This is a genomic window from Sinomonas terrae (assembly GCF_022539255.1).
Classification (GTDB): Bacteria; Actinomycetota; Actinomycetes; order Actinomycetales; family Micrococcaceae; genus Sinomonas; species Sinomonas terrae.
In genome coordinates this window covers 2,198,466-2,222,189 of record NZ_JAKZBV010000001.1, presented here as the reverse complement: position 1 = coordinate 2,222,189, position 23,724 = coordinate 2,198,466, and the positions used below count along the sequence as shown (strand labels likewise).

The window sequence follows — 23,724 nt, the reverse complement described above, 5'->3', positions numbered from 1 at the left end:
TGGACCTATGTCCACCGCCCCCGAGAACCTGACCCCGGCTGAGCGTTTTGCACTTGATGCAGAGCGCCGGGCCTTCGCCAAGACGGAGCTAGGGGCGTTTTCGGCGGAGCTGCCGTTCCCTCTCGATCCCTTTCAACGGGAGGCCTGCCGAGCACTTGAAGCTGGCAGGGGAGTCCTCGTCGCGGCCCCGACCGGCGCGGGGAAGACGGTCGTGGGCGAGTTCGCCGTCCATCTCGCTCTCCGCAAGGGCCTGAAGGCGTTCTATACGACTCCGATCAAGGCGCTTTCGAACCAGAAGTACACCGAACTCGCAGAAGCCTACGGGCAGGACCGAGTCGGGCTGCTGACCGGCGATGTGACCGTCAACGGCGAGGCACCCGTCGTCGTCATGACGACCGAAGTGCTGCGCAACATGCTGTACGCCGGTTCGTCGACCCTGCAAGGGCTGGGCTACGTCGTGATGGACGAGGTCCACTACCTCGCGGACCGTTTCCGAGGCGCCGTCTGGGAAGAGGTCATCATCCACCTTCCGCGGGGCGTGCGCCTCGTTTCGCTCAGCGCGACTGTTTCGAACGCCGAGGAGTTCGGGGCTTGGCTCGACACGGTCCGCGGCGAGACCGACATCGTGGTGTCGGAGCACCGTCCCGTGCCGCTCTGGCAGCACGTCATGGTCGGCCGCCGACTCGTCGACCTCTTCGCGACCCGGCAGTCCTTCGAAGATCTGGCCGACGTTCATGATCACGTGGGAGACGCAGCGGAAGGCGCCGAGGCCGTCGGGCTCGGCTCGTCCGAAGAGCCCCGAGAACTGACCGCCGTCAACCCCGAGCTGGTCGAGATTGCACGTCGAGAGGTGCACGCCCAACACCGCTCCCGGTTTTCTCACGGGGGGCGGGCCAACCGGCGGGAGGAACGCCAACGCGGCGTCAAGGCTGGCCCTGGTCGGGGCGCACCCGGTATGCAGACGGCAGGCACTCGGGCTAGCCGGCCGCAGATGATCCAGGCCCTCGAGCGCCAAGGACTTCTGCCCTGTATCGATTTCATCTTCTCGCGCGCGGGTTGTGACGCTGCTGTGCAGCAGTGTGTGGACGCGGGTCTCGACCTCACAACGCCCGCAGAGAGGGCCGAGATCTCAACGGTCGTCGAGGAGTCGGCGAAGGACCTGCCGCCCGCGGACCTCGGGGTCCTCAACTTCTGGTCGTGGCGGGAGGGCCTCCTCAGGGGACTCGCGGCGCACCATGCCGGACTTCTCCCAGCCTTCAAGGAGGTCGTCGAGAAGCTGTTCGCAGCGGGACTCGTGAAAGCCGTCTTCGCGACCGAGACCCTCGCCCTCGGAATCAACATGCCAGCGCGCAGCGTGCTTATCGAGAAGCTCGAGAAGTTCAACGGCGAGGCCCACGTCGATATCACGGCGGGGGAGTACACGCAGCTCACTGGACGAGCGGGGCGCCGTGGGATCGACGTCGAAGGGCACGCCGTCGTGCAGTGGCGTCCCGGGCTGGACCCGGCCGCCCTCGCGGGCCTCGCCTCACGGCGGACCTACCCGCTCAATTCAAGCTTCCGGCCCACCTACAACATGAGCATCAATCTCGTGGCCCAGTTCGGTCGGAAGCGGACTCGCGAGATCTTGGAGAGCTCCTTCGCCCAGTTCCAAGCGGACCGCTCCGTGGTGGGGCTCGCGCGGCAGGTGCGGGAGCGTGAGGAGTCGCTCGCGGGCTACGAGAAGGCGATGACGTGCCATCTCGGCGACTTCCGCGAGTACCAGCGGCTCCGTGAGGAACTCGCCGCGGCCGAGAAGTACGCGTCGCGCGAGGCTGGCCGGGCGCGGCGAAACATGGTCGTGGACTCCCTCGCGCGCCTCCAGCCGGGCGACGTCGTCGAGATCGCACACGGCCGCCTCGGCGGCTCCGCGGTGGTCGTTTCAGCGGATACGAACGCACGCGAACCCCGCCCGCACGTGCTCACGTTCGACCACAACCTGCGACGCATTGGCTTCCAAGACCTCGAAGGGCCGATCGAGCCGATCGCCAGGATCCGGATCCCGAAGCATTTCGACCCGAAGCGCCCCAAGGACCGGCGGGACCTCGCGGCGTCCATGCGCCACGCCGTCAACCGGTCGCGCTCAGAAGGGCTGGAGACTGGCAGGAAGCGACGCTCACGCCGGGACTTCGCCTTTGCGCAGGGCTACGAGGACACCGAGCGACGCATCGTCGAACTCCGCAGGCAGCTCCGGGCCCATCCGTGCCACGGGTGCGCCGAGCGGGAAGAGCACGCCCGCTGGGCGGATCGCTGGACTAAGCTCCGCAAGGAGACCGACCGGATCACGGAGCAGATCAGAGGACGGACGAACACGATCGCCAAGACCTTCGACAGGGTCTGCGAAGTGCTCGAATCCTACGGCTGCCTCGAGCGGGCAGGCGGTGACGTACGGGTCACCGACGAGGGCCAGAAGCTGCGTCGGATCTACGGCGACAAGGATCTTCTGACGGCGCTTGCGCTTCGAGCCGGGGCGTTCGACGACGTGGACGAGGCCGAGCTCGCAGCCCTCGTGAGCACGTTGGTGTACCAGGCAAAGCGTGACGAGCCCGGGCTGCCGCCTAAGATGCCCAGCGTCTCCCTCGATGTCGCCGTCGACGTGGTGGTTCGCGAATGGTCGCGCCTCGAGGACGTCGAGGAACAGCATCGGCTTCCCCGCACCAGCGAGCCCGATTTCGGTCTCGTCTGGCCACTGTACAAATGGGCGCGAGGGCGCGACCTGCAGAACGTGCTCTCGGGAACGGAACTCGCAGCTGGCGATTTCGTGCGCTGGGTCAAGCAGGTCGTAGACCTCCTCGATCAGCTTGCAGACGTACCGGGCATAGAGCCGCGGCTCCGCCGCATCTGCCACGCCGCGATCGACAGCATCAAGCGCGGCGTCGTCGCGTACTCCGGCGTCTCCGACTAGCCTTCCTTCCCGCGGTGCTGCCGCACCAAAGACTGACCGAAAGGGATTCCCATGTCCTCTGGGCGCGAGCTCACCCTGTACCGCAACGGTTCCGTGTACTCCACTGCGGACCCCCTCGCGTCGGCGATGTTGGTCGACGACGGCACGGTCGCCTGGGTGGGCTCCGAGCAGGCCGCGACCTCGATCGCCGATTCGAGCATGCGGATCGTCGACCTTGACGGAGCCGTCGTGACCCCCGGCTTTGTCGATTCCCACGTCCACGTTTCCGATACGGGCCTGGCGCTTCGCTCACTCGACCTTTCCGGCGTACGCTCGGCCGCAGACTTGCTCCGCGCCGTCGAACGGGCTGCCTCGGAGTGTGACGGCACCCTGCACGGCCACAGCTGGGACGAGTCCAAGTGGGACGATCCCGTGCTGCCCACGGCGGGAGAACTCGAGCGGGCTGCCGGCTCCCGGAAAGTCCTGCTGACGCGCGTCGACGTTCATTCCGCGCTCGTTTCGCCAGCGCTGGCAACCGCTGCGGGACTCGATGGTGCTGGTTCCAATGGGACTGATTCGGGTCGGGCAGACGGCTGGAACGGCGTGCTTGCCTCCCGCGGTGCCCTTGTGGCGGCGCGGGCAGTGGCACGGCCGAGCGACGAGCACGAGATCCGGTCTCTGCACCGTGCGGCTCGCGAGCACGCTGCAAGCCGCGGCTACGTTGCGCTCGTCGAACAGGCTGCCCCTCAGATCGGCGGGGTAGAGGATCTTCAGCTTCTCTTGGGAGCAGCGTCCGACGACGCAGCCTCGCCCGATGCGCCTGGCCTTCCTGAGATCTTCGCTTACTGGGGAGAACTGGCGCAGTCTCCGGACGAAGCGCGTGGGATCCTCGACTCACTCGGTGTGCCGGTGCTCGGGCTTGCGGGCGACCTGAATATCGATGGCTCGCTTGGGTCCCACACCGCCTTCCTGACCGCCGACTACGACGACGGCCCCGGCCAGCGCGGAATCGCGTACCTCGGCGCCGAGCAAGTGGGCCGGCACCTCGCCGCGTGCTCGGAGCTGGGAATCCAGGGAGGCTTCCACGTGATCGGCGATGGCGCGTTGCAGATCGCGCTCGACGGTCTGGCCCTCGCGAGCGATCTTGCCGGCGCGTCAGCGGTCCGAGCCTCTGGGCATCGGTTCGAGCACGTCGAGATGGCGTCCCCTGAAGCTATCGCCGCACTCTCGGCCTACGCCGTGATGGTGAGCGTCCAGCCGCTCTTCGACGCTGCATGGGGCGGAGAAGGGGGTCTGTATGAGCGTCGGCTCGGGGAACGAAGCTCACGCATGAACCCCTTCGCTCGCTTCGCTGCAGCTGGTGTGCCGCTGTGCTTCGGGAGTGACAGCCCGGTCTGCGACCTCGACCCCTGGGCTAGCATCGCGGCGTGCCTGCGTCACTCGAATCCGTCGGAGCGGATTTCGGCGCGGGCTGCGTTCATCGGCCACACGAGGGCGGGATGGCGCGCAATCCGCCACCGCGACCCGCTCATGGGCCAACTGGTGCCCGGCGCCCCTGCAAGCTTCGCGATCTGGGAGGTCGATGAACTGATGGTCCAGGTCGCGGACGAGAGAGTTCAGGCCTGGAGCACCGATCCTAGGGCGAGGACGCCGCTCCTGCCTGCTCTCGATACGGAGAACGCTCCTCGCTGCCTTGAGACGGTTCACCGAGGGCAGGAACTCTACCGCGCCGACAGCTTCGGAGCCTGAGCACGAGGGGACAAGCCCGTGTTCTCCTCGAGGGACAGCGTCACAGATTCGAAAGTCCCTGCCCATTTCACGTTCGAAGAAACTGCTCCTGAGCAGGAGAAACGCGAGTCTTCGCAGGTGAAAGGACGGTTGACACGCTGGAAGGGCCACGTAGGATCGATTGACATCGGGTCGCCGCTTGCGGAAGGCCCAGTCGCCGCCCGTGGTGGGCGGTGGCGCTGCCCTCGGGGCAGGCCCACGTGTCAGTAGAAAACAGTCGGGGGACTGACCAGCTGCCGGCCCCGCGACTGGCCCGAAGGCGCGTGGGCCTGCCGACGAGCTGGATATAATGGGCGACTGTGCCCTCGCGCGGGGGTGCGGACCCATGAACCAGCCTCGAAAGGGACTTCTGCGTGCGTATTCTGACGATCATCCCGACGTACAACGAACTCGAGTCCCTTCCCAAGACGCTCGGTCGTTTGCGCTCGGCAGTTCCGGCGTCGGACGTCCTCGTGGCGGACGACAACAGCCCTGACGGAACGGGTGAGCTCGCAGATCGCATCGCCTCTGAAGATCAGCAGGTCCACGTGATGCACCGCAAGGGCAAGGAAGGCCTCGGCGCCGCCTACCTCGCGGGCTTCAAATGGGCGCTGGAGCGGGACTATGACGTGGTTGTCGAAATGGATGCCGATGGTTCGCACCAGCCCGAGCAGCTGCCCCGCCTCCTCGAGGCAGTCGAGCAGGGAGCGGACCTCGTGATCGGCTCGCGGTGGGTGCAGGGGGGAACGGTCGTCAACTGGCCTGCCTACCGGCAGCTCATCTCGCGCACCGGCAGCACTTACGCCCGGCTCATGCTCGGCCTCAAGATCAGGGACATGACGGCGGGCTACCGCGCCTTCCGCCGCACCACACTCGAGAAGCTCGATCTCGACGGGGTGGAGTCGGTCGGCTACGGCTTTCAGGTTGACCTCGCATGGCGCGTGGCGAGGATGGGGCTCAAGGTCGCAGAAGTACCCGTCACCTTCGTCGAGCGTGAGCTGGGCGCATCGAAGATGAGCGGCAACATCGTCGTCGAGGCCATGCTCAACGTCACCAAGTGGGGTCTCTCAGATCGATGGCACCAGCTCACCCACCGTCGTCAGCGATAGCGGCACCTAAGACAGTTGCAGGGCTTCACCGGCCCGGCTGAGGCCACAAGCCCACTGAGGCCAAAAAAGGGCGGGAACCGTACGGTTCCCGCCCTTTGCGGCTCTCTAGGACTCAGACCCGCTCGCCGCGCTTCTCGCGGAGCAGCGTGAGGCGATCCTGGAGGATCTGCTCGAGTTCGGGGACGCTACGGCGCTCCAAGAGCATGTCCCAGTGCGTTCGAACAGCCTTTTCGGAATTCTCGGAGGGGCGCTCGCCGTCGACGAGGTAGGCTTCCTTCCCAGTCTTGGACGTCCAGACGGGAGGGATCTCTGCCTCGGAGGAGAACGTGACGAAGACCTGCTCGCCGTCCTCACAGCGGTACTCGACGCGCTGGCGAGGGGCCGGCTCGACGCCAGCTTCGCTCTCCATGGACTGTGCACCCAGACGCATGCCGCGCAGACTGCGGTCGCTCATATCTTCTCCCTCGCGTTCTTCGGTTCGGACCGTCGAACCGACTCATATCTCAACGCCCGCAGACTCTCGCCTGTTCCCGGGCGGAATTCCCATTATAGGCCGAGGCCTTGAAGGAAGGGCGTTCGGGGCAGGCAGGGGAGGCTTATGCGCGCAGATCTACGCTCGCGGATCCTCGTCCGTGGGCCGAAGCGAGTGGTGCTCGAGGATGCCTTGGGCCTCGGCATCGAGTTCGGAGGGACGTGCAGCCTCCTCCTCGAAAGCGCGGGCGTCCGCCTCGAGCAGGTCAGGCTCTTGCTCTCCCGAGCCCGCGGAGTCGGATTCCGCAGACATCTGGTTGCCGCCGTTCGCAGATCGTCCGATCGCCTCGGTCGGTGCGGTCGCCGCGGATTGGCCACCCATGTTGCCGAGGACTCCTCCGATGCCCTTGAGCGCATCGCCGACTTCGCTGGGGATGATCCAGAGCTTGTTCGACCCGCCTTCGGCGATCTTCGGCAGGGTCTGCAGGTACTGGTAAGCGAGGAGCTTGCCGTCAGGATTCCCCCGGTGGATCGCCTCGAAGACCTTCTGGATGGCTTGGGATTCGCCGTCGGCCTTGAGGACTGCTGCCTTCGCTTGGCCTTCCGCCTTCAGGATCTGGGACTGCCGTTCGCCTTCGGCCGTGAGGATCGCGGATTGCTTGGTGCCCTCGGCGGTGAGGATCGCAGCGCGCCGATCGCGTTCGGCGCGCATCTGCTTCTCCATCGAGTCCTGGATCGAGTGCGGCGGCTCGATTGCCTTGAGCTCGACGCGTGAGACCCGGAGGCCCCACCGGCCGGTAGCCTCGTCGAGCACTCCGCGAAGCTGGCCGTTGATCTGGTCGCGCGAAGTCAGCGCCTCTTCGAGGTTGAGCCCACCGACGACGTTGCGGAGCGTCGTGATGGTGAGCTGCTCGACTGCCTGGATGTAGTTGGCGATCTCATAGGTGGCAGCCCGAGGGTCAGTCACCTGGAAGTAGACCACGGTGTCGATCGAGACGACCAGATTGTCCGACGTGATGACGGGCTGTGGCGGGAACGAGACGACCTGCTCGCGCAGATCGAGCAGCGGGAGCAGCCGATCGACGAAGGGGATGAGCAGCGTGAGCCCGGGATTGAGCGTGCGCTGGTACTTGCCGAGGCGTTCGACGACGCCGGCGCGCGCCTGCGGGATGATCCGAACCGAGCGGCCGATGACGGTTGCGATGAACAGGATGAGCGCGATGACGACGACGAGAAGAAGAATTCCTCCGGCATCCATGGTGTCCCCTTTACGGTGGTCGGCTGCGGCCAGGGAGAGGCTGTCAGCTTCTGTATGGTGAGGTCTCGCCGCCCGGCGCGACGACGGCGGTTGCCCCTTCGATTGCTACGACTTGGACAACGTCGCCGGGCAGGAACTCGCCCCGCTCGGCCCGGGCCGTCCACACGTCGCCGCCGATCTTGACGAGGCCCTTGCTGCTGTCGACTGCCTCCATCACCATCGCGCGGGAACCGACGAGGCGGTCGACATTGGTCCTGATATCTTCGATGCCCGGCTTCATATGACGCATGGCCACGGGACGGACGAATGCGATCATGCCGACCGAGACTGCGGCGAAGACAAGCCCCTGAAGCCAGGTGGGGCCGCCGAGGACGGCGGCCACGAAGGCCGCGAGGGCGCCCCCGCCGAGCATCGCGAAGACGAGGCTCAGGCTGATCATCTCGATCCCGCCCAGAACGAGGGCGAGGACGAGCCAGAGCATCCATGCGTTGTGCGCGATCCAGTCCACCGAACCCTCCGTCCCCCCGCTCCTTCCACTACCCTAGCCCAGCAGAACGCCACGGAGACGGCCTCGCGGATAACATATTCGCCACGGGAATCCAAGGACTTTTCGGCCGTCTGGAGATCCGCCTCAGACCCGGCGGAGAACGGTGACCTGAACGGCCCCTTCGGCCCGAAGCGGCTCATCTCGGAGGCGGGTGAGAAGGTCTGCACGGGTCACGTGATGACCGGCGGGCCCCATGAGAGCGAGGTCGACGGCGGCTTGAGCGTCGAGTTCGAGGCCGAAGCGCACATCCCGGACCCCGACTCGGTCGAAGTGGGCGCCCGCCGCGCGCTCGACGTCGTCGGCTTTCCCCGCGGGGACGTCGAGCATCGGGAGGACGTCGCGGAGCGCGGCGAGGTGGTCGGCCTCCGGCGTGACCACGCATGCGAGGCCGCCCCGCCGTAGGACCCGCGCGAACTCAGGGAAGTTGCGCGGTGCAAAGACGTCGAGGATCGCGTCCATGACACCATCCGGCAGCGGGAGAGGCCGCCAGAGGTCCCACACGACTGCCGCCGTTCCCGGTAGCTTGGCCGCTCGCCCGAGCGCATGGCGGGAGAGGTCGAGGGCGACGGCGCGCGAACCGGGAACGCGGGCGAGCAATGCGGCGAGGTAGTAGCCAGTGCCTGCGCCGGCGTCGAGCGCTGCGCCGGGCCGCTCGGCGTCGTCCATAAGCGCTGGGGCCGCTGAATCGGCAAGGGCCTCTGCGATCGGTGCGTAATGTCCCGATGCGAGGAAGCGCTCCCGGGCAGCGACCATGTCCGCGGTGTCTGGCCGGAAACGGGTCCCTCGGCCAGTCAGGAAGTTGACGTAGCCCTGCCGGGCCGCATCGAAGCGGTGCCCCGAGGTGCACACGAGCGAGCGGTCCGTGGCGGCGGCGGGTCGCCAGGCGCCAGCACACACGGGACAGCGAAGGAGCTCTTGGGCGGCGAGGGGCACGGCTTCCATGCTAGCTGCGGCGGTCGGGACTAGGCTTCACGGCGTGAAGCCCAGCGAGCTCGATGCCATCGTGACCCTGTCCGCCCCTACCGCTGACCCCTCTGGGACGCGGTGCGCCGTCAGTGCTACCCGCTCTGACTTCAGAGCCGACTCCTCGGTGGGCCAGGTCTGGGAGGTCCCGTTGGACGGCGGCTCCCCACGTCGACTCACTCGGGGATTTTGCGATACCGCCCCGCAGTATTCCCCAGACGGCCGCTACCTCGCCTTCCTGCGGGCAGCCCCCGCCGGACGCCCACAGCTCTTCGTCGTGGAGGCCGAGGGTGGCGAACCTCGTGCGCTCACGGATCGCCTGCTCGGCGTGGAACAGTTTGCCTGGTCGCCGGACTCTCAAATGATCGCGTTTCTCTCGAGGGAACCGGAGGCAGGCCGCTACGGAACCGTCGACGGCGTCGGGCCAGGCGCGGAGGATCCCCGCCTCGTCACGGACCTCAACTACCGGTTGAACGGGCGAGGCTACACCGGTGACCAGCGCACCCAGCTCTTCGTCGTCGACGCGCCGGACGTCGAGGAAGAGCCTTACGTCCCCTCGCGGGGTCGTGCCAAGGCGGCAGAATCCGAGGCCGAGGACGAGGCACGGAGCGGAGTGCCGGAAGCGCGCCAGCTGACGTCGGGCGGGCTCGACCACGAACTTGCCTCGTTCAGTGCCGACGGCAAATTCATCTACACGGTCTCGCAATTCGACCCGGCCGCCGTCGACACTCTCGGTTCCCATGTGGTGCGCACGCCGGCAGGGGGCGGCGAGAGCACCGTCGTCGAGCTTGGCTCACCCCACGCTGCCTCGGTTCAGGCGGTGCGCGAAGCCACCGACGGCGCCGGACTGTTCGTGCTTGCGTCCTCGCTCGGCGATTCTGGGACCGACTTTGTAGGGCGCAGCACCCACCTGTTCTGGCATTCTTTCGACGACGGCAGCACTGTGCGCCTGAGCGATGCCGAGGAGGACGACTTCGGGGAGGCACCGGGCGCCTTCCGTGTCGGGTCTGACGGACGGGCGCTCGTGCTGGGACGCCACCGTGGCTCGGTGCGGCTCGTCGCGTTCAGTGCGAGCGGCGAGCGTACCGTGCTTGAGGAAGGGGACGCCGTGGTCACGGGCGTAGACACGGCGGGCGACACCGTCGTCGTCTCCTTTGCCGACGCGACGTCACCGGGGGAGGTAGCCGCGGTGCGGGACGGGTCGCTCAAGCGGCTCACCGACTTCGCGGGCCGGCTCCGGGAGGAAACGCGCCCACTCGTTCCCCATGAATTCACCGGCAGAAGCGCCGACGGCTCGCCCGTCCACGGCTGGGTTCTCGAGCCGGAGGGTGCGGGACCCCATCCCGTGCTGCTCATGATCCACGGCGGTCCATTTGCCCAATACACGGGAGCGTGGTTCGACGAGGCACAGGTCTACGCTTCGGCTGGCTACGCCGTCGTCATGTGCAACCCCCGCGGCTCGGCAGGATACGGTGAGGCTCACGGCCGAGCCATCAAGGGGCGCATGGGCACAGTGGACTACCAAGACGTCCTCGGGTTCCTTGACTCCGCACTCGATTCGTTCCCAACCCTCGACGCCGATCGCCTCGGGATCCTCGGCGGATCCTACGGTGGCTACCTCACGGCCTGGACGATCGCCCACGACCACCGCTTCCGGGCCGCCATCGTCGAGCGAGGATTCCTGGACCCCGTCAGCTTCATCGGCTCCTCCGACATCGGCTGGTTCTTTCCGGGCGAATACACAGGCTGGGACCCGAAGGACATGGCCGCTCAAAGTCCCATGGCGTTCGTCGGGCAGGTCGAAACGCCGTGCCTCGTGGTGCACTCCGAGGAGGACTGGCGGTGCCCCATCGAGCAGGCACAGCGCTATTACGCTGCGCTCAAGCTTCGCGGCGTCGAAGCGGAGCTCCTCGTGTTCCCCGGAGAAAACCACGAGCTCTCCCGTTCAGGGACGCCGCATCACCGCAGACAGCGTTTCGAGCACATCCTCCGATGGTGGGCCCGCTACCTGCCAACGGCAGCGAACCCGCGGGAAGCTGCCGAGGAATCCGAGGCGATCGCGGGGTGAGCCGAGGGGCCTAGAAGCCGAGCTCCCGGGCAGCCGCTTCCGGGGTGGGATGTGCCCAGCGGGCCGAATACTCCTCGTTGGTGCAGAGTGACCTCACCTCCGCCTTGTCGAGGTAGAGCGTCCCCGAGAGGTGGTCGGTCTCGTGCTGCACAATCCGGGCCTGCCACCCGGAGAACTCGGCTCTCCGGGTGGCACCGCGCGGGCTCGTCCAGCGTGCCTCGACTCGTTTGGGGCGGCTCACCACGGCCGTGTAGCCCCGGACGGAGAGGCATCCCTCGAAGAACTCAGCCCGCTCCTCTCCCAAGGGCACGTAAACAGGATTCAAGATGGCGAAGAAGGGCAGCGGCGCACGTTCGCGGGCTCGCACCAGGTCCTCGTCGGTAGCCCACATATCCTCGAGGACGGCGAGGCTGAGCGGGAGGCCGATCTGCGGGGCGGCGAGCCCCACGCCCGGGGCCGCATGCATTGTGCGCCGCATGACCTCGATCAGGGCGTCAAGCAGGGCGTCGTCGAGTTGACCATCAAACGGGAGGGCCTGCGTGCGCAGGACCGGATGGCCGGCCTGGACGATCGGCGGAAGCTCTGGGCCAGCGACGATCTCGGCTGCGGTCTCTGCCAGTCGCGAGGCGGTCCAGCGGCTCTCGGGTGCGGGGCTCATGATGCCAAGCCTAGGCGCTCACGAGCCTCAGGAATTCCTCGCCGGAGCGCGGCAAAGGCATGGCCGCCGACCACACGGCCCTCAGCATGCGCCTCAGCCTGAGGGCCGGCGTCGGAACCTCGACGAGCCGGCCGCTCCGGAGTGGAAGCTGGACGGCGAGGCGGCTCACCACGCCGGGGCCGAGCCCTGCCGCGACGCTCGCAGCCAGCGCTGCGTTGCTGCCGACTTCGAAGCGCGGTCCCGCGGAGTAGGGTGCGAGCGCACGATCAGCCGTTTGGCGAGTTCCCGAACCAGGCTCTCGGACCACGAGCCCCGCGGATGCGACCTCCTCGGGTGCCACAGCGCCCGCCGTTGCCCACGGATGATCTGGGCGCACGATCACCACGAGTTCGTCCGGCGCCACATCGAGATACCGGAAGCCGGTCTGGACGGTGGGTCCCTCGACAAAGCCGAGCTCCGCCGCGCCAGAACGGAGCCGCTCGAAGACTTCGTCGGAGTTCCCGACGTCGAGGGTGACACTCACCTCGGGGAGCTGTTGTTGCGCGCAGGCGAGCCATTGCGGCATGAGGTGTTCGGCGACCGTCATGCTCGCGCACACGTGCAGGGCACCACGGGCTCGTTCGAGGGCCTCGACGGCCCGGACCACGCTCTCGGCGGCCTCAAGGACCTCCGCTGCTAGGCCCGCGACCACCCGCCCGCGGTCGGTGAGCTGGGTGCCGCGCGGCGTGCGCCGCGCGAGGGCGAAGCCCGCCGAGCGTTCCATGTGCTCGAGCAATCGCGAGGCGTTGGGCTGCGCCATGCCGGTTTCCCTTGCGGCGGCGCCGATGCTTCCCCCTGCAGCGAGCGCGGCCATGAGGCGGAAGTGCCGGAGTTCCCAGTCTCGAACGGTCATATCAACAGCATATGGGCCTCGGAGGACCTCTGCGGGAGAAACATTTTGAGCCGGCCCTAGGCCTGCTCCCGGTACTCTCTCAGTAAAACTACAGGTTGAGACTCCCGCCGCCACAGGGTCCCTTCATACGATGACAGGCATGGTCAGGGTCAGTCGTCGTCACTTCATTCAAGGCGCGGGATTGGCGGTTTTCGGCGCAGCCGCTGGAGCAACCGTCGCCCGCTCGAGCATCTTCCCGTTGCCGCCCAGCGCCTCTGCGGCGACTCCGTCTCCTTCGGCGACGGCAGGGGCCACCGCGCCATCCGACCGGACCTTCGTGAGCACCAAGCTCACGACCCCCCACATCAATGTCTGGTCGTCGGGTACCACCGCACCTGGTCTCATCTTCGCCGGGCCCATGGGCCACGGCTCCAATGGCCTCATCATGGACAACCAGGGGCGTCCCGTTTGGATGGAGCCGACGGGTGCAGGCGTCACGGACCTCCGGGTCCAGACGTATCAGGGCAAGCCCGTCCTCACCTACTGGAGTGGCCAAGGCATGGGAGGGCACGGCGAAGGGTTCGGCGTCATCAAGGACACTTCCTACCAGACCATCGCGCAGGTCAATGCGGGTGACGGACTCAAGGCGGACCTCCACGAATTCACCGTGACCCCCAAAGGCACGGCACTCTTGACCTCGTACCCCACGATTCGGTTCGATCTCTCGCCCGCCGGTGGGCAGATAAACGGCTACATGTACGACTGCCACGTGCAGGAAGTGGACATCGCTACCGGGAATCTGCTCTTCGACTGGAAGGCCTCCGACTACGTCGGGCTCGATGAGTCCTATCTGAAGACGACGGACGACCCGACAGCTGATGGTTCGACAGCTGCAAAGGCTTTCGATCCCTACCACGTCAACGCGGTCTCTCTGCGAACGGATGGGTACCTCGTCTCCTTCCGGCACACGCACACGATCTACCACATCGACTCGACCGGCGCGATCCAGTGGCGCATGGGCGGCAAGAGGAGCGACTTCACGCTTCCCGCTGACGCGGTCTTCGCGTGGCAGCATGACGTCCGCCAACGCGCCAACGGTGTCATCAGCATGTTCGACAACCACTATAAAGACGGCACAACCGGCACGTCGCGGGGGCTTATCCTCAACGTCGACGAGCAGAAGCGCACCGCTTCGGTCAAGCTTCAGCTGGCCCGCGGTGGCCACAGGGGCAACGCCATGGGCAACGTGCAGTTCCTCGAGAACGGCAACTATATGGTCGGCTGGGGGTCGGATCCAGCGGCAACGGAGTTCACCGCCAACGGGACCCCCGTCTTCGAAGCGACCAACATCGGTGGAGGCTCGTACCGCGTCTACCGCTCGGTCTGGACCGCCACGCCCACGACCCTGCCCGACGTCGTCGCCGTCCAGGGCAACGGCTCGACGATGCAGGCCTACGCGAGCTGGAACGGCGCCACCGAGATTGCAAGCTGGCGCTTCCTCACCGGAAGCGACCCGTCGTCGCTCAAGGAGGCCGCGCTGGTGAAGAAGACGGGCTTCGAGACATCAGTAGCAGTTGCGGCCGCACCGCACCTGGCCGTCCAGGCTTTGGATGCGCAGGGCAAGGTCCTGGCCACGTCATCGGTCGCCCACACCTAGTACTGCGACCGCGTACGCTGCTGGGCGGCCTCTCAACGGGCCGCTCAGCGGTGGGGGAGCGACGCCGCCCACGCTTCCTGTGACGTGCAGACGAGCCGCTGTTCGTCTGCAGACTGTTCGATGGCAAGGCCGACGAGCTGATCCTGTGCCGCTTCGGCGAGGGGATACGGGGCGGGGCCCGAACCCCGAACCCAGCCGGCCATGGACAGGAGTGCGGCGGACATCGCGACGTCTTCGTCGTTGAAGCGCCGGCCGAGGAACGGGTTGCGCCAGAGGACCTTCCCGTCGACGCTCAGATGGGCGGTGTCGAAACCTTCGTGATCGAGTTCATAACCGGTCTGGTGGCGCACGATCCGCGATTCGAGGATCGTCTCGGGATCGACGAGCCGGACCACGCGGTCGTCGTCGATCTCGCCGAGGCTGCCTCGCAGAAGGAGGCGCCGCGAGCGAAGGTGATTCCTGGATTGGTTGTCAGTGAAGTCGTAGACGGCGCTGCGCCCGCCCTCGAACTCGAGCGTCGCGATAGTCGTCGTGGCCTGATGGGGGATGGGATCGTGAGTCCAGCCTGAGCGATCGCTGGGGTTGACGAGGGGTCCGGTGAATCGACGTGCGCTCACAGAAGCCCGTTCGAACCCCGCTCCCAAATAGCGACGGATGAGGCTGGCAGCGTGGTACAGGTGAGTTGACGAGATCTGCACCGAACTAACCTCCCCGATGAGACCCTGGCCCATGGCGGCAAGTCGCGCCGCGTGGGTGGGCATGAGCGCGTACTGCTCCGCGACCTGAACGAGCTCCGAAGCCCCCACTCGTTCCCAAAGCTCGCGTAGCCGCGGCAGATCGGGGGCCGGGGGAGTCTCGGACAGGACCGGTATGCCATGGCCGACGAGCTCATCGACGATCGAAGGGTTGGCCTCCCAGCTCACGCTCGTGACGACGAAGTGCGGATGTGCGGTGCTCAAGAGTTCGGGTACTGTCGGGAACACTGGCACTTGCCATCGTTCGGCGACCTCACTTCGAGCAGGTTCGTGGCGGGCGACGACGCCGACGCACTCCAGGAGATCTGGGAAGTGGGCGATGAGCTTCACGAAGTACTGCCCACGCCAACCGGCGCCCACGACACCGACCCGAAGCCGGTCCACCTTCGACATGGTTATTCCCCTCGCCTCAGACCACATCTCCTCCCGTGACCCTATCCGTCGGCCAGCCGACGATGCCTCGGGCTTGCCAGTGTTGCCACGAGAAGAGACGCGCCAGACCGGTGATCACCAGACCAGTGATCAGGAATCGAGAAGCCTGTCCGATGGTGCCCACCTAGACTGGCTCCGTAAGCCCTTCTGGAAATGGAGACGCGCAATGAGCTTGGCCTCGAGGACCCAAGACCAACCGTCCGGGCTGCCAGTCGCCGACAGCCACGATTTGATCCGAGTTCATGGGGCCCGCGAGAACAACCTCAAGGACGTGCGCGTCGAAATCCCGAAGCGACGGATGACCGTCTTCACGGGGGTGTCCGGCTCAGGCAAGAGCTCCCTCGTGTTTGCGACCATCGCCGCAGAGTCGCAGCGGATGATCAATGAGACCTACAGCGCCTTCGTGCAGGGTTTCATGCCGTCGTTGTCCAGGCCCGATGTCGACGTGCTCGAAGGCCTGACGACGGCGATCATTGTGGATCAGGAACCGATGGGCTCGAACCCGCGTTCGACCGTCGGCACCGCCACCGACGCCAACGCCATGCTGCGTATCCTCTTTAGCCGACTCGGCGAGCCCCACATCGGTTCGCCCAATGCCTACTCATTCAACGTCCCCTCGGTAAAGGCCAGCGGTGCCATCACGGTCGAGAGAGGTGAGGGCAAGACGAAGACTGAGAAGGCCACTTTCAACCGTCTTGGCGGCATGTGCCCAAGGTGCGAGGGCACCGGCTCCGTCACTGATTTCGATCTGACAGCCTTGTACGATGCCGAAAAGTCTCTCAGCGGCGGCGCGCTCACCATTCCGGGCTACTCGATGGACGGCTGGTACGGCCGTATTTTCAGCGGCAGCGGATTCTTCGATATGGAGAAGCCGATCGGCAAATTCACCAAGCGTGAACTGCACGATTTGCTCTACAAGGAGCCAACCAAGATCAAGGTCGAGGGAATCAACCTGACGTACGAGGGACTCATCCCGAAGATCCAGAAGTCGATGCTCTCGAAAGACCCCGAGGCGATGCAGCCTCATATTCGGGCCTTTGTAGACAGGGCCATCACGTTCATGATTTGCCCCGAATGCGGCGGTACGCGCCTCAGCAAGGAAGCGCTCTCCTCGAAGATCAAGGGGAAGAACATCGCGGATATCTGCTCGATGCAGATCACCGATCTCGCTGAATGGGTACGTGCGCTCGACGAGCCTTCCGTGGCCCCCCTCCTCAAGGGATTGCAGCACCTCCTGGACTCGTTCGCCGAAATCGGCCTCGGTTATCTCTCGCTCGATCGGCCGACTGGCACTCTGTCTGGGGGAGAGGCCCAGCGCACGAAGATGATCCGGCACCTGGGGTCGTCGCTCACCGACATCACGTACGTCTTCGACGAGCCGACTATCGGGCTTCATCCCCACGACATCCAGCGGATGAATCAGCTTCTGCTGCAGTTGCGGGACAAGGGCAACACGGTGCTCGTGGTCGAGCACAAGCCGGAGGCCATCGCGATCGCCGACCACGTGGTCGACCTCGGGCCGGGAGCGGGTACCAACGGCGGAACTGTCTGCTTTGAAGGGACGGTCGAAGGCTTGCGCCGAAGCGAGACGATCACCGGTCGCCATCTCGACGACCGGGCGACCCTGAAGAAGTCGGTACGTTCGTCGTCGGGCGCGCTTGAGGTGCGTGGGGCCTCGGAGCACAATCTCCGGGAGGTTGACGTCGACATCCCGCTGGGCGTGCTCGTCGTCGTCACCGGTGTTGCCGGCTCCGGCAAGAGTTCGCTGATCCACGGGTCGGTAGCGGGGCGGGACGGCGTCGTCGTCATTGATCAAAGCGGGATCCGTGGGTCGCGTCGCAGTAACCCGGCAACCTACACGGGATTGCTCGACCCAATCCGGAAGGCCTTCGCGAAAGCGAATGGCGTGAAGCCGGCGCTTTTCAGCTCAAACTCGGAAGGGGCGTGCCCGGCCTGCAACGGGGCCGGCGTGATCTACACGGATCTCGGGGTGATGGCCACGGTCGAATCGACGTGTGAGGAGTGCGAAGGGAAGCGATTCCAAGCGTCGGTCCTCGAGTACGCGCTCGGCGGAAACAACATCGCTGAGGTACTCGGCATGTCGGTGGCCGATGCCAAGGAGTTCTTCGGCGAGGGGGATGCTCGGACGCCGGCTGCTCACAAGATTCTCGATCGGCTTGCCGACGTCGGCCTTGGCTACCTGACTCTCGGCCAGCCGCTCACCACGCTCTCGGGCGGCGAGCGGCAGCGCCTCAAGCTCGCCAGCCAGATGGCCGAGAAGGGCGACGTCTACGTCCTCGATGAGCCGACGACAGGGCTGCACCTCGCGGACGTCGAGCAGTTGCTCGGATTGCTTGATCGACTGGTGGATTCGGGCAAGTCAGTCATAGTCATCGAGCACCATCAGGCTGTCATGGCCCACGCAGACTGGATCATCGACCTCGGGCCAGGCGCTGGGCACGACGGCGGCCGAATCGTTTTCGAGGGCACGCCGACAGATCTTGTGACGGCTCGGTCGACGCTTACAGGCGAGCATCTCGCGGCCTATGTCAGCGCATGAATTGTCCGGCGAACGCCCCCCGTCATGGATTTGGCACGGGCGTGCGGGGAAGATGGAAGTGCTTGAGAGGCGTGCGTGCGTCCGGGAGCCGATGCTGTTCATTGGTTCCCGGACGCTCCTTGCACCCCAACCACAGTCTTGGCCTGGAGAGATGGGGATGGGGCAGGCTTCTAGTGGTGACGCTCGTGCACGCGCCGTGCCAGCGCCGCCCCCTGCTGGGGATAATGTCTGATCGTGGCTTGAGCGACGAGCAGGATCTGGCGCTGAGCGTGCGTGAATTCGTCCCATTTCTGCCGCTCAATGGCCTCTATGGCCTGCCCGACGGCTTCGGCCTGGGCCTGCTCGTCCCGGGACTCGACGCCTCGTGGGGGCCCCGCGTGGCCTTCCGCCAGCCCGCAATTCCGGAGCACGGCCAGAGCGTCGATCACTATCGCTCGGTGTGCGTACATCAGGGCCCCCTTGGCGTCGATTCTTCGTCACTACAGTGTGAGCGGCGCTCGATCGGGAGTCTTGAGTAATCGCTACTCGATTGCCGGGACAGGGCCACTTAGGTATGGGTCTGAGTACCTAATGTCCGGCCAGAGCATCGAGGTGGGCCTTCATTTGACTCCATCGGACGGTTCCACTTGCCAGTCCACGCCCGGATACCTGCCGTCAGTGTGACTGAGACAGATCGATCACTTGAATTTGGAGTCTGGAGGACTCATTTGCGGCCGGGCGGCTTTACCGCTCGGTCGTGCCTTACGACCTTTGAAGTAGACGACGGGGATCCACCCGTCGCGATCGGAGGTTCAGCCACGCAGGGGAGTGCACGTATCGTTCCGCAGACTGGAGTCGAACGTGCCTGAGAGGGGAGGAACTGTGGAGGAATCAGGGAAGGAACACTCCCGAAGACCCTTGAGATGGGTCGCTGCGGCGGCCGTTGGGGGCGTTGCGTTGCTCGGCTCAGGCTGCGCGGAACCGAGTCAAGCGGCCGGACTGAGCCCGGCATCGACGCCGACGGCTGCGAGTCCCAGTCACACCTTGGCCTCCGCCCCGTCTGGCACTGCCTCCGCGCCCCCAGCTTCCACACCTTCCCCGAACGGAACCCAAGCCGCCGTCGCCCAGGGCTGGGGGAGTGCTATCGACGGCGATGAGTTCAACACCGGCAGCACCCCCGATCCGGCCCGCTGGCAAATCTACAGCTCACCCGGCAACGCTGGCCAAGGCATGCGCACCCCCGCCGCCGACACCATCGCCAACGGCGTGCTCACCATCGCAGGGAACGCCAATGGCGACACCGGCGGCCTCGCTGCCAACTTCGGACGCCAGAAGTACGGGCGCTGGGAAGTGCGGATGAAGACCTCCGCGCACGATGCGAACTACCACCCCGTCGTCCTGCTCTGGCCGGACTCGAACGCTTCCCCCACCTGCACCGAAGTCGACTTCGCAGAGGGCACCACAGACACCTCGAGTATCAGCTTCTTCCTCCACTATGCCTGTACGGGATCCACCTTCCAGACCCTGGCAACCCAGGCCCTCGACACCACCCAGTGGCACGACTACGCCGTCGAGTGGACCCCCACCGCCGTTACGGGGTACATCGACGGGGTTCCATGGTTCCGCGACACGGCCCACGTCCCCCACGAGTCGATGCACCTGACCCTGCAACTGGACTGGTTCCCCACCGCCGCGCCCACTGCTCCCGCCCAGATGAACATCGATTGGGTTCGCCTCTACGCACCCGCCGCGCCCCCTGAAACCCAGCATTTGGATTGAGAACAGTGCCTGAACGCCCGACAGTTGGCACGGAGGCGATGGGCCTCGTTCTTTGCGTGCAGCCTTCCGGTGTCAAAGAACGTGAACCGGAGCTCGCACTAGGTACACCTGCCGACCCCGGATCGCCACTGACCGGCGCATTTCGCGTACCGATTACCCGTGTCCTCGGACACGGCTCTCATTAACGTGAGGTGAATGATCGCACGGTGGTCCAAAGGCACGTAGAAGATTGGTGCGGAATTTCGCCAGCGACGGTGTTGGGTCTCGGGCCGGCCTTTCGAGTGCGGTAGGTCAAATGCGAGTTGGAGGCGTGTGGTGAAGCGAATTGGAGTTCTGGGGGCTGCGGTGACTCTGGCGGTGCCCTTGATGGGAGGCATCTCGTTCCTGGCGGTGCCGGCGTACGCGGTGACGTGCCAGCCGGGGACGAGCGCACCCAGTGACAGCTTTCCCGGCACGGTGGTGACGGCGGATAACTTCGAGTCCGGGAGCCTGTCTGGGTACCAAGTGCAGACCAATGGGACGGGAACGGTGTCGGTCTCCTCGGCGCAGGCGCACGACGGCGCGTGCTCCGTGTACGTGCACGCCACCACTGATTCTACTTCGCTCGCCAATTTCTCGACCAAACTGCCTTCGGGCACGGAGGAGGTCTATGCCGACGGATGGTTCGACATCACCCAAGCTGGGGCCTCTGGGTGGGACGTCCCCTATTTTCGCTTCTTCTCGGGCACCACTCGCTTTGTCGACCTCTACCGGAGCGACGACAACAATCAACTGTGGCTCCGGGTTCTAGCGCCTGACGGATCGTATGGGTCCACGCTCGTCCATTCGGCTGTTGCTTTGAACAGCTGGCATCACGTGGCGATGCATGTGATTCCGAACGGGGCCACGACGACGGTTGAGGTGTGGTTCGACGATGACCTGGCGTACTCGAGTTCTCAGGTGAATACGACCGCTACCTCGGTGACGAGTGTGATGAACGGCGCCGAACACTACTCCCAGATGGAGGACACGTATATTGACGATCTGATCGTCAAGAGTGTTGCGGCGAGTGTTCCGGCGGCGCCGGTGGCGTCGTTCACGGCGTCCCCGACGTCGGGCACGGCGCCGTTGAGCGTGGCCTTCCACGACACCTCGACCGGTTCGCCGACGTCGTGGTCGTGGGACTTCGGCGACGGGTCGGCGCCGTCCACCGCGCAGAGCCCGGCCCACACGTACAGTGCGGCGGGGACGTACACGGTGACCCTGACGGCCTCGAACGCGGGCGGGTCGGCCAAGTCCACCGCGACGGTCACGGTCACGGCCGCGACCCTGGCCCAGCAGATGGACGCCAAGGCGACCCAGTGGGGCCTGGGCGCGGCCACGAGCGCGGTGACCGCGATCCGCAACGGGGGCTACTACCGCAACTACCAGTACGGCGCGATCATCTCCGCCCCGTCGAAGTCCCTGTTCGTCTCCCACGGGGCGATCCGCGGGGAGTGGGCCGCGCTCGGGTTCGAGAACGGGGTGATGGGGTACCCGTCCACGGACGAGGTCGGGGGCCTGCGCAGCGGCGGGGTGTACCAGAACTACGACGGCGGGGCGATCATCTGGTCCCCGGCCAGCGGGGCGCACGAGTCCCTGGGCGCGATCCGCTCGGTGTGGGCCCAGCTCGGCTTCGAGTCCGGGGTCCTGGCCTACCCGACCACCGAGGTCGTCACCGGGCTGGTCAACGGCGGCTCGTACCAGAACTACCAGGGCGGGGCGATCGTGTCCTCCCCGGCCGCCGGCACGCACGGCTCCTACGGGCCGATCCGGACCGAGTGGCAGGCGACCGGGTTCGAGCGCGGGGTCCTGGGCTACCCGAGCACCGGGGTCGTGACCGGGCTGGTCAACGGCGGCTCGTACCAGAACTACCAGGGCGGGGCGATCGTGTCCTCCCCGGCCGCCGGGACCCACGAGTCCGTCGGGGCGATCCGGACCGAGTGGCAGGCGACCGGGTTCGAGCGCGGGGTCCTGGGCTACCCGAGCACCGAGGTCGTCACCGGCCTGGTCAACGGCGGCTCCTACCAGAACTACCAGGGCGGGGCGATCGTGTCCTCCCCGGCCGCCGGGACCCACGAGTCCTACGGCCCCATCCGCGCCGCCTGGCAGTCCACCGGGTTCGAACGCGGCTATCTGGGCTACCCCACCAGCGAGGTCTACACCGTCCCCGGCGGCACCGCCCAGAACTACCAAGGCGGCAAGATCACCGACATCAACGGACAGATCACCATCACCCACCCCTAACCGGGCCGAGAGCCACCACCTTTGCCTGCTTTCGGACGCCTTGAATCGATGGGCGCCCCTTTTCATAAGGAGGCGGCCATCGCTTTATGGTGTCTTACTCCTAAGTCTTTTCCTGCTCCTCGCTGTCACCCATTCTTGAAAGGAGCTGCGCGTCGGCGTTGTGGGTCTGTTCTGCGAGGAAAGCCAGCATTCGGGCGAGGAATACTTGGGCCGCCTCAGTGTCCAGCAGGAACTGGTACTCGTGTCCGAGCGGGGGATCCGCGTCGGGCCAGAATACTGTTTCGGGTTTGAGACCTACTTCGGTCAAGGCTGCTGCGAGCCTCTCAGAGTGAGCGCGGAGGGGGTCAGAATTCCCGACTGTGATGAGGGTGGGCGGGAATTCGGGGGTGACAAAATCTGTGATGGACCAAGGGGCGAGGGATGCGTCATCCATGAATCTCCGCCGCCCGGAGTAGGCCCAAAGGGATGCCTTGATCAGAACGGCCACCGCTGGCGTGCTCGTGTCGTCGGCAAGCGAAAGGTCATATGGGCCGCATGCGAGGATGAGGCCGAGCAGTCGGCCGCGGTCCAAGGGAACCGGTACGCCAACCCGTTGGGCATAGCCCGGAGTGCTGACGAGCGCAGCGATCTGTGCGGCGATGTGCGCACCTGCCGAGTCACCCGCGATCACTACCCGCTCCGGATCCAGGTTTAGCCTCGACGCGTTTCCCTGGAGGAAGGCCAGTGCCTGTCCAATCTGGCGCAGGGGAGTGGGGTAGTGGTGCTTGGGTGCAAGCGAATATCGCGGCGCTGCGACGGTGTAGCCTTCCGCCGCAATGGTTTGGAAGTAGCCCGTCAACTCCTCTTTTGAGCCTCCCACGAAGGCTCCGCCGTGGATCCAGAGAACTAAGGGCGTTGGGTCTTGGATCTCCTCGGGACGAATGAGGTCTAGCAGCATGTCCGATTCCGGCCCGTAGCGGAGATCTCGTTGCACGGTCGTTGCTTGCGAGGCGAGTCGGGCAAACGCCTCGGCTCGCCGTCGGCCGTCCCTGCGGAATGACCATCGGATCAGCAGAGCCGCCGGACGCGACGACACCAGCAGCGATGCTCGCAACGCCTCCGCAGACATGAAGAACGCCGCCTCCGCAGCTTTTCTGCCGAGAGCACGTCCTATCCAATTCGCATGCCCCATAGAGGTTGTTTTCCCACCATCTGGGCTAACGCAACAGAGTCCACGCTCAACGGGACATTGAAACTTTCCTGGTCCGGGCGGATTATGGTCGCGAGGCGGCTGGGAGTCTCGGGAGAGGGGGCATTACAGTGCCGACTGCGTCCGTTCGCAGAGGCCGCCTGCGGTTGCGGGAGGCGATAGCAGGGGTCGCTCTGGCGTTACTGGTCGCAGTCATCCCGACTCCAGTGCAGCAGTCCAACACGCACAGTCCGGCACCGTCGGTGGGCTCCGGAGAGCCGCACGGGAGCGCGGTTCTGGCCATCGGCAACTGGCCCGACCCGATGTAGTAGCCGTCCTGCCGCCTGGAGGGATGAACTGTGCTAGCGCCTGAGGGCCTCTCCCCGCCGATTTCAACTGGCACGCGCGGGTGTTCATGAGACGGGAGTTGTTCGTTCGATGGGGGTCGTGGGGGTGTGGAGTCGGATGGTGGCTCCTTAGCCCTCCAGGATTTGGAG

General features: G+C 65.8%; 18 protein-coding genes. 8 read left to right on the top strand and 10 right to left on the bottom strand.

Annotated features, from left to right (window positions below):
- Positions 1–7 precede the first annotated feature (7 nt).
- The 3 genes from L0M17_RS10350 to L0M17_RS10340 all read left to right on the top strand — a co-directional run bounded on the left by L0M17_RS10350 (position 8) and on the right by L0M17_RS10340 (position 5,796).
- Positions 8–2,941, top strand: coding sequence for a DEAD/DEAH box helicase (locus L0M17_RS10350; RefSeq protein WP_241053886.1), 2,934 nt, complete (start codon positions 8–10; stop codon positions 2,939–2,941).
- 51 nt (positions 2,942–2,992) lie between these two features.
- Entirely contained in the window at positions 2,993–4,669 is a 1,677-nt protein-coding gene (locus tag L0M17_RS10345) for an amidohydrolase (protein WP_241053884.1), read from the top strand.
- Between the two features lie 392 nt (positions 4,670–5,061).
- The gene (locus L0M17_RS10340) at positions 5,062–5,796 is read left to right on the top strand and encodes a polyprenol monophosphomannose synthase (RefSeq protein WP_241053883.1); all 735 of its coding nucleotides are present in this window, start codon (positions 5,062–5,064) and stop codon (positions 5,794–5,796) included.
- 112 nt (positions 5,797–5,908) lie between these two features.
- Here the strand turns inward: L0M17_RS10340 and L0M17_RS10335 are convergent, their stop codons facing one another.
- The 4 genes from L0M17_RS10335 to L0M17_RS10320 all read right to left on the bottom strand — a co-directional run bounded on the left by L0M17_RS10335 (position 5,909) and on the right by L0M17_RS10320 (position 9,005).
- Positions 5,909–6,250: an RNA polymerase-binding protein RbpA gene (locus tag L0M17_RS10335; RefSeq protein ID WP_241053882.1), complete on the bottom strand. Its 342-nt coding sequence runs from the start codon at positions 6,248–6,250 to the stop codon at positions 5,909–5,911.
- Positions 6,251–6,406: 156 nt separating this feature from the next.
- Positions 6,407–7,525 (bottom strand): SPFH domain-containing protein, encoded by a 1,119-nt coding sequence (locus L0M17_RS10330; RefSeq protein ID WP_241053881.1) that lies wholly within the window; start codon positions 7,523–7,525, stop codon positions 6,407–6,409.
- 43 nt (positions 7,526–7,568) lie between these two features.
- Positions 7,569–8,033, bottom strand: a complete 465-nt coding sequence (locus L0M17_RS10325; protein ID WP_241053880.1) for an NfeD family protein — start codon at positions 8,031–8,033, stop codon at positions 7,569–7,571.
- Positions 8,034–8,156: 123 nt separating this feature from the next.
- A complete protein-coding gene (locus L0M17_RS10320; protein ID WP_241053879.1) occupies positions 8,157–9,005 on the bottom strand; it encodes a putative RNA methyltransferase in 849 nt (282 codons plus the stop codon).
- Positions 9,006–9,048: 43 nt separating this feature from the next.
- Between L0M17_RS10320 and L0M17_RS10315 the strand changes: the two genes are divergently transcribed.
- Positions 9,049–11,103, top strand: coding sequence for a S9 family peptidase (locus L0M17_RS10315; protein ID WP_241053877.1), 2,055 nt, complete (start codon positions 9,049–9,051; stop codon positions 11,101–11,103).
- Between the two features lie 10 nt (positions 11,104–11,113).
- Here L0M17_RS10315 and L0M17_RS10310 read toward each other — a convergent pair whose 3' ends face one another.
- From L0M17_RS10310 to L0M17_RS22290, 3 genes are all read right to left on the bottom strand, one after another.
- Positions 11,114–11,761, bottom strand: coding sequence for a peptide deformylase (locus L0M17_RS10310; protein WP_241053876.1), 648 nt, complete (start codon positions 11,759–11,761; stop codon positions 11,114–11,116).
- A gap of 10 nt (positions 11,762–11,771) precedes the next feature.
- Positions 11,772–12,653 (bottom strand): LysR substrate-binding domain-containing protein, encoded by an 882-nt coding sequence (locus tag L0M17_RS10305; protein WP_241053875.1) that lies wholly within the window; start codon positions 12,651–12,653, stop codon positions 11,772–11,774.
- Between the two features lie 168 nt (positions 12,654–12,821).
- Positions 12,822–12,947: a hypothetical protein gene (locus L0M17_RS22290; RefSeq protein ID WP_255731847.1), complete on the bottom strand. Its 126-nt coding sequence runs from the start codon at positions 12,945–12,947 to the stop codon at positions 12,822–12,824.
- Positions 12,948–12,969: 22 nt separating this feature from the next.
- On the opposite strand from L0M17_RS22290, the gene L0M17_RS10300 reads away from it, so the two are divergent.
- Positions 12,970–14,289 carry an arylsulfotransferase family protein gene (locus tag L0M17_RS10300; RefSeq protein WP_241053874.1) on the top strand — a complete coding sequence of 440 codons (1,320 nt, stop codon included), beginning with the start codon at positions 12,970–12,972 and terminating at the stop codon, positions 14,287–14,289.
- A 44-nt stretch (positions 14,290–14,333) separates the two neighbouring features.
- Here L0M17_RS10300 and L0M17_RS10295 read toward each other — a convergent pair whose 3' ends face one another.
- A complete protein-coding gene (locus tag L0M17_RS10295) occupies positions 14,334–15,437 on the bottom strand; it encodes a Gfo/Idh/MocA family protein (protein ID WP_241053873.1) in 1,104 nt (367 codons plus the stop codon).
- Positions 15,438–15,642: 205 nt separating this feature from the next.
- Between L0M17_RS10295 and L0M17_RS10290 the strand changes: the two genes are divergently transcribed.
- Complete coding sequence (locus tag L0M17_RS10290) at positions 15,643–18,036, top strand: ATP-binding cassette domain-containing protein (protein WP_241056399.1); 2,394 nt, start codon at positions 15,643–15,645, stop codon at positions 18,034–18,036.
- A gap of 170 nt (positions 18,037–18,206) precedes the next feature.
- Here the strand turns inward: L0M17_RS10290 and L0M17_RS10285 are convergent, their stop codons facing one another.
- A complete protein-coding gene (locus L0M17_RS10285; RefSeq protein ID WP_241053872.1) occupies positions 18,207–18,485 on the bottom strand; it encodes a hypothetical protein in 279 nt (92 codons plus the stop codon).
- A 574-nt stretch (positions 18,486–19,059) separates the two neighbouring features.
- Between L0M17_RS10285 and L0M17_RS10280 the strand changes: the two genes are divergently transcribed.
- Together L0M17_RS10280 and L0M17_RS10275 are read left to right on the top strand one after the other, a co-directional pair.
- The gene (locus L0M17_RS10280; RefSeq protein ID WP_241053871.1) at positions 19,060–19,794 is read left to right on the top strand and encodes a glycoside hydrolase family 16 protein; all 735 of its coding nucleotides are present in this window, start codon (positions 19,060–19,062) and stop codon (positions 19,792–19,794) included.
- A 315-nt stretch (positions 19,795–20,109) separates the two neighbouring features.
- Entirely contained in the window at positions 20,110–22,059 is a 1,950-nt protein-coding gene (locus tag L0M17_RS10275; RefSeq protein ID WP_241053870.1) for a PKD domain-containing protein, read from the top strand.
- 100 nt (positions 22,060–22,159) lie between these two features.
- Here the strand turns inward: L0M17_RS10275 and L0M17_RS10270 are convergent, their stop codons facing one another.
- Positions 22,160–23,032 (bottom strand): alpha/beta hydrolase, encoded by an 873-nt coding sequence (locus L0M17_RS10270; protein WP_241053869.1) that lies wholly within the window; start codon positions 23,030–23,032, stop codon positions 22,160–22,162.
- Positions 23,033–23,724 lie beyond the last annotated feature (692 nt).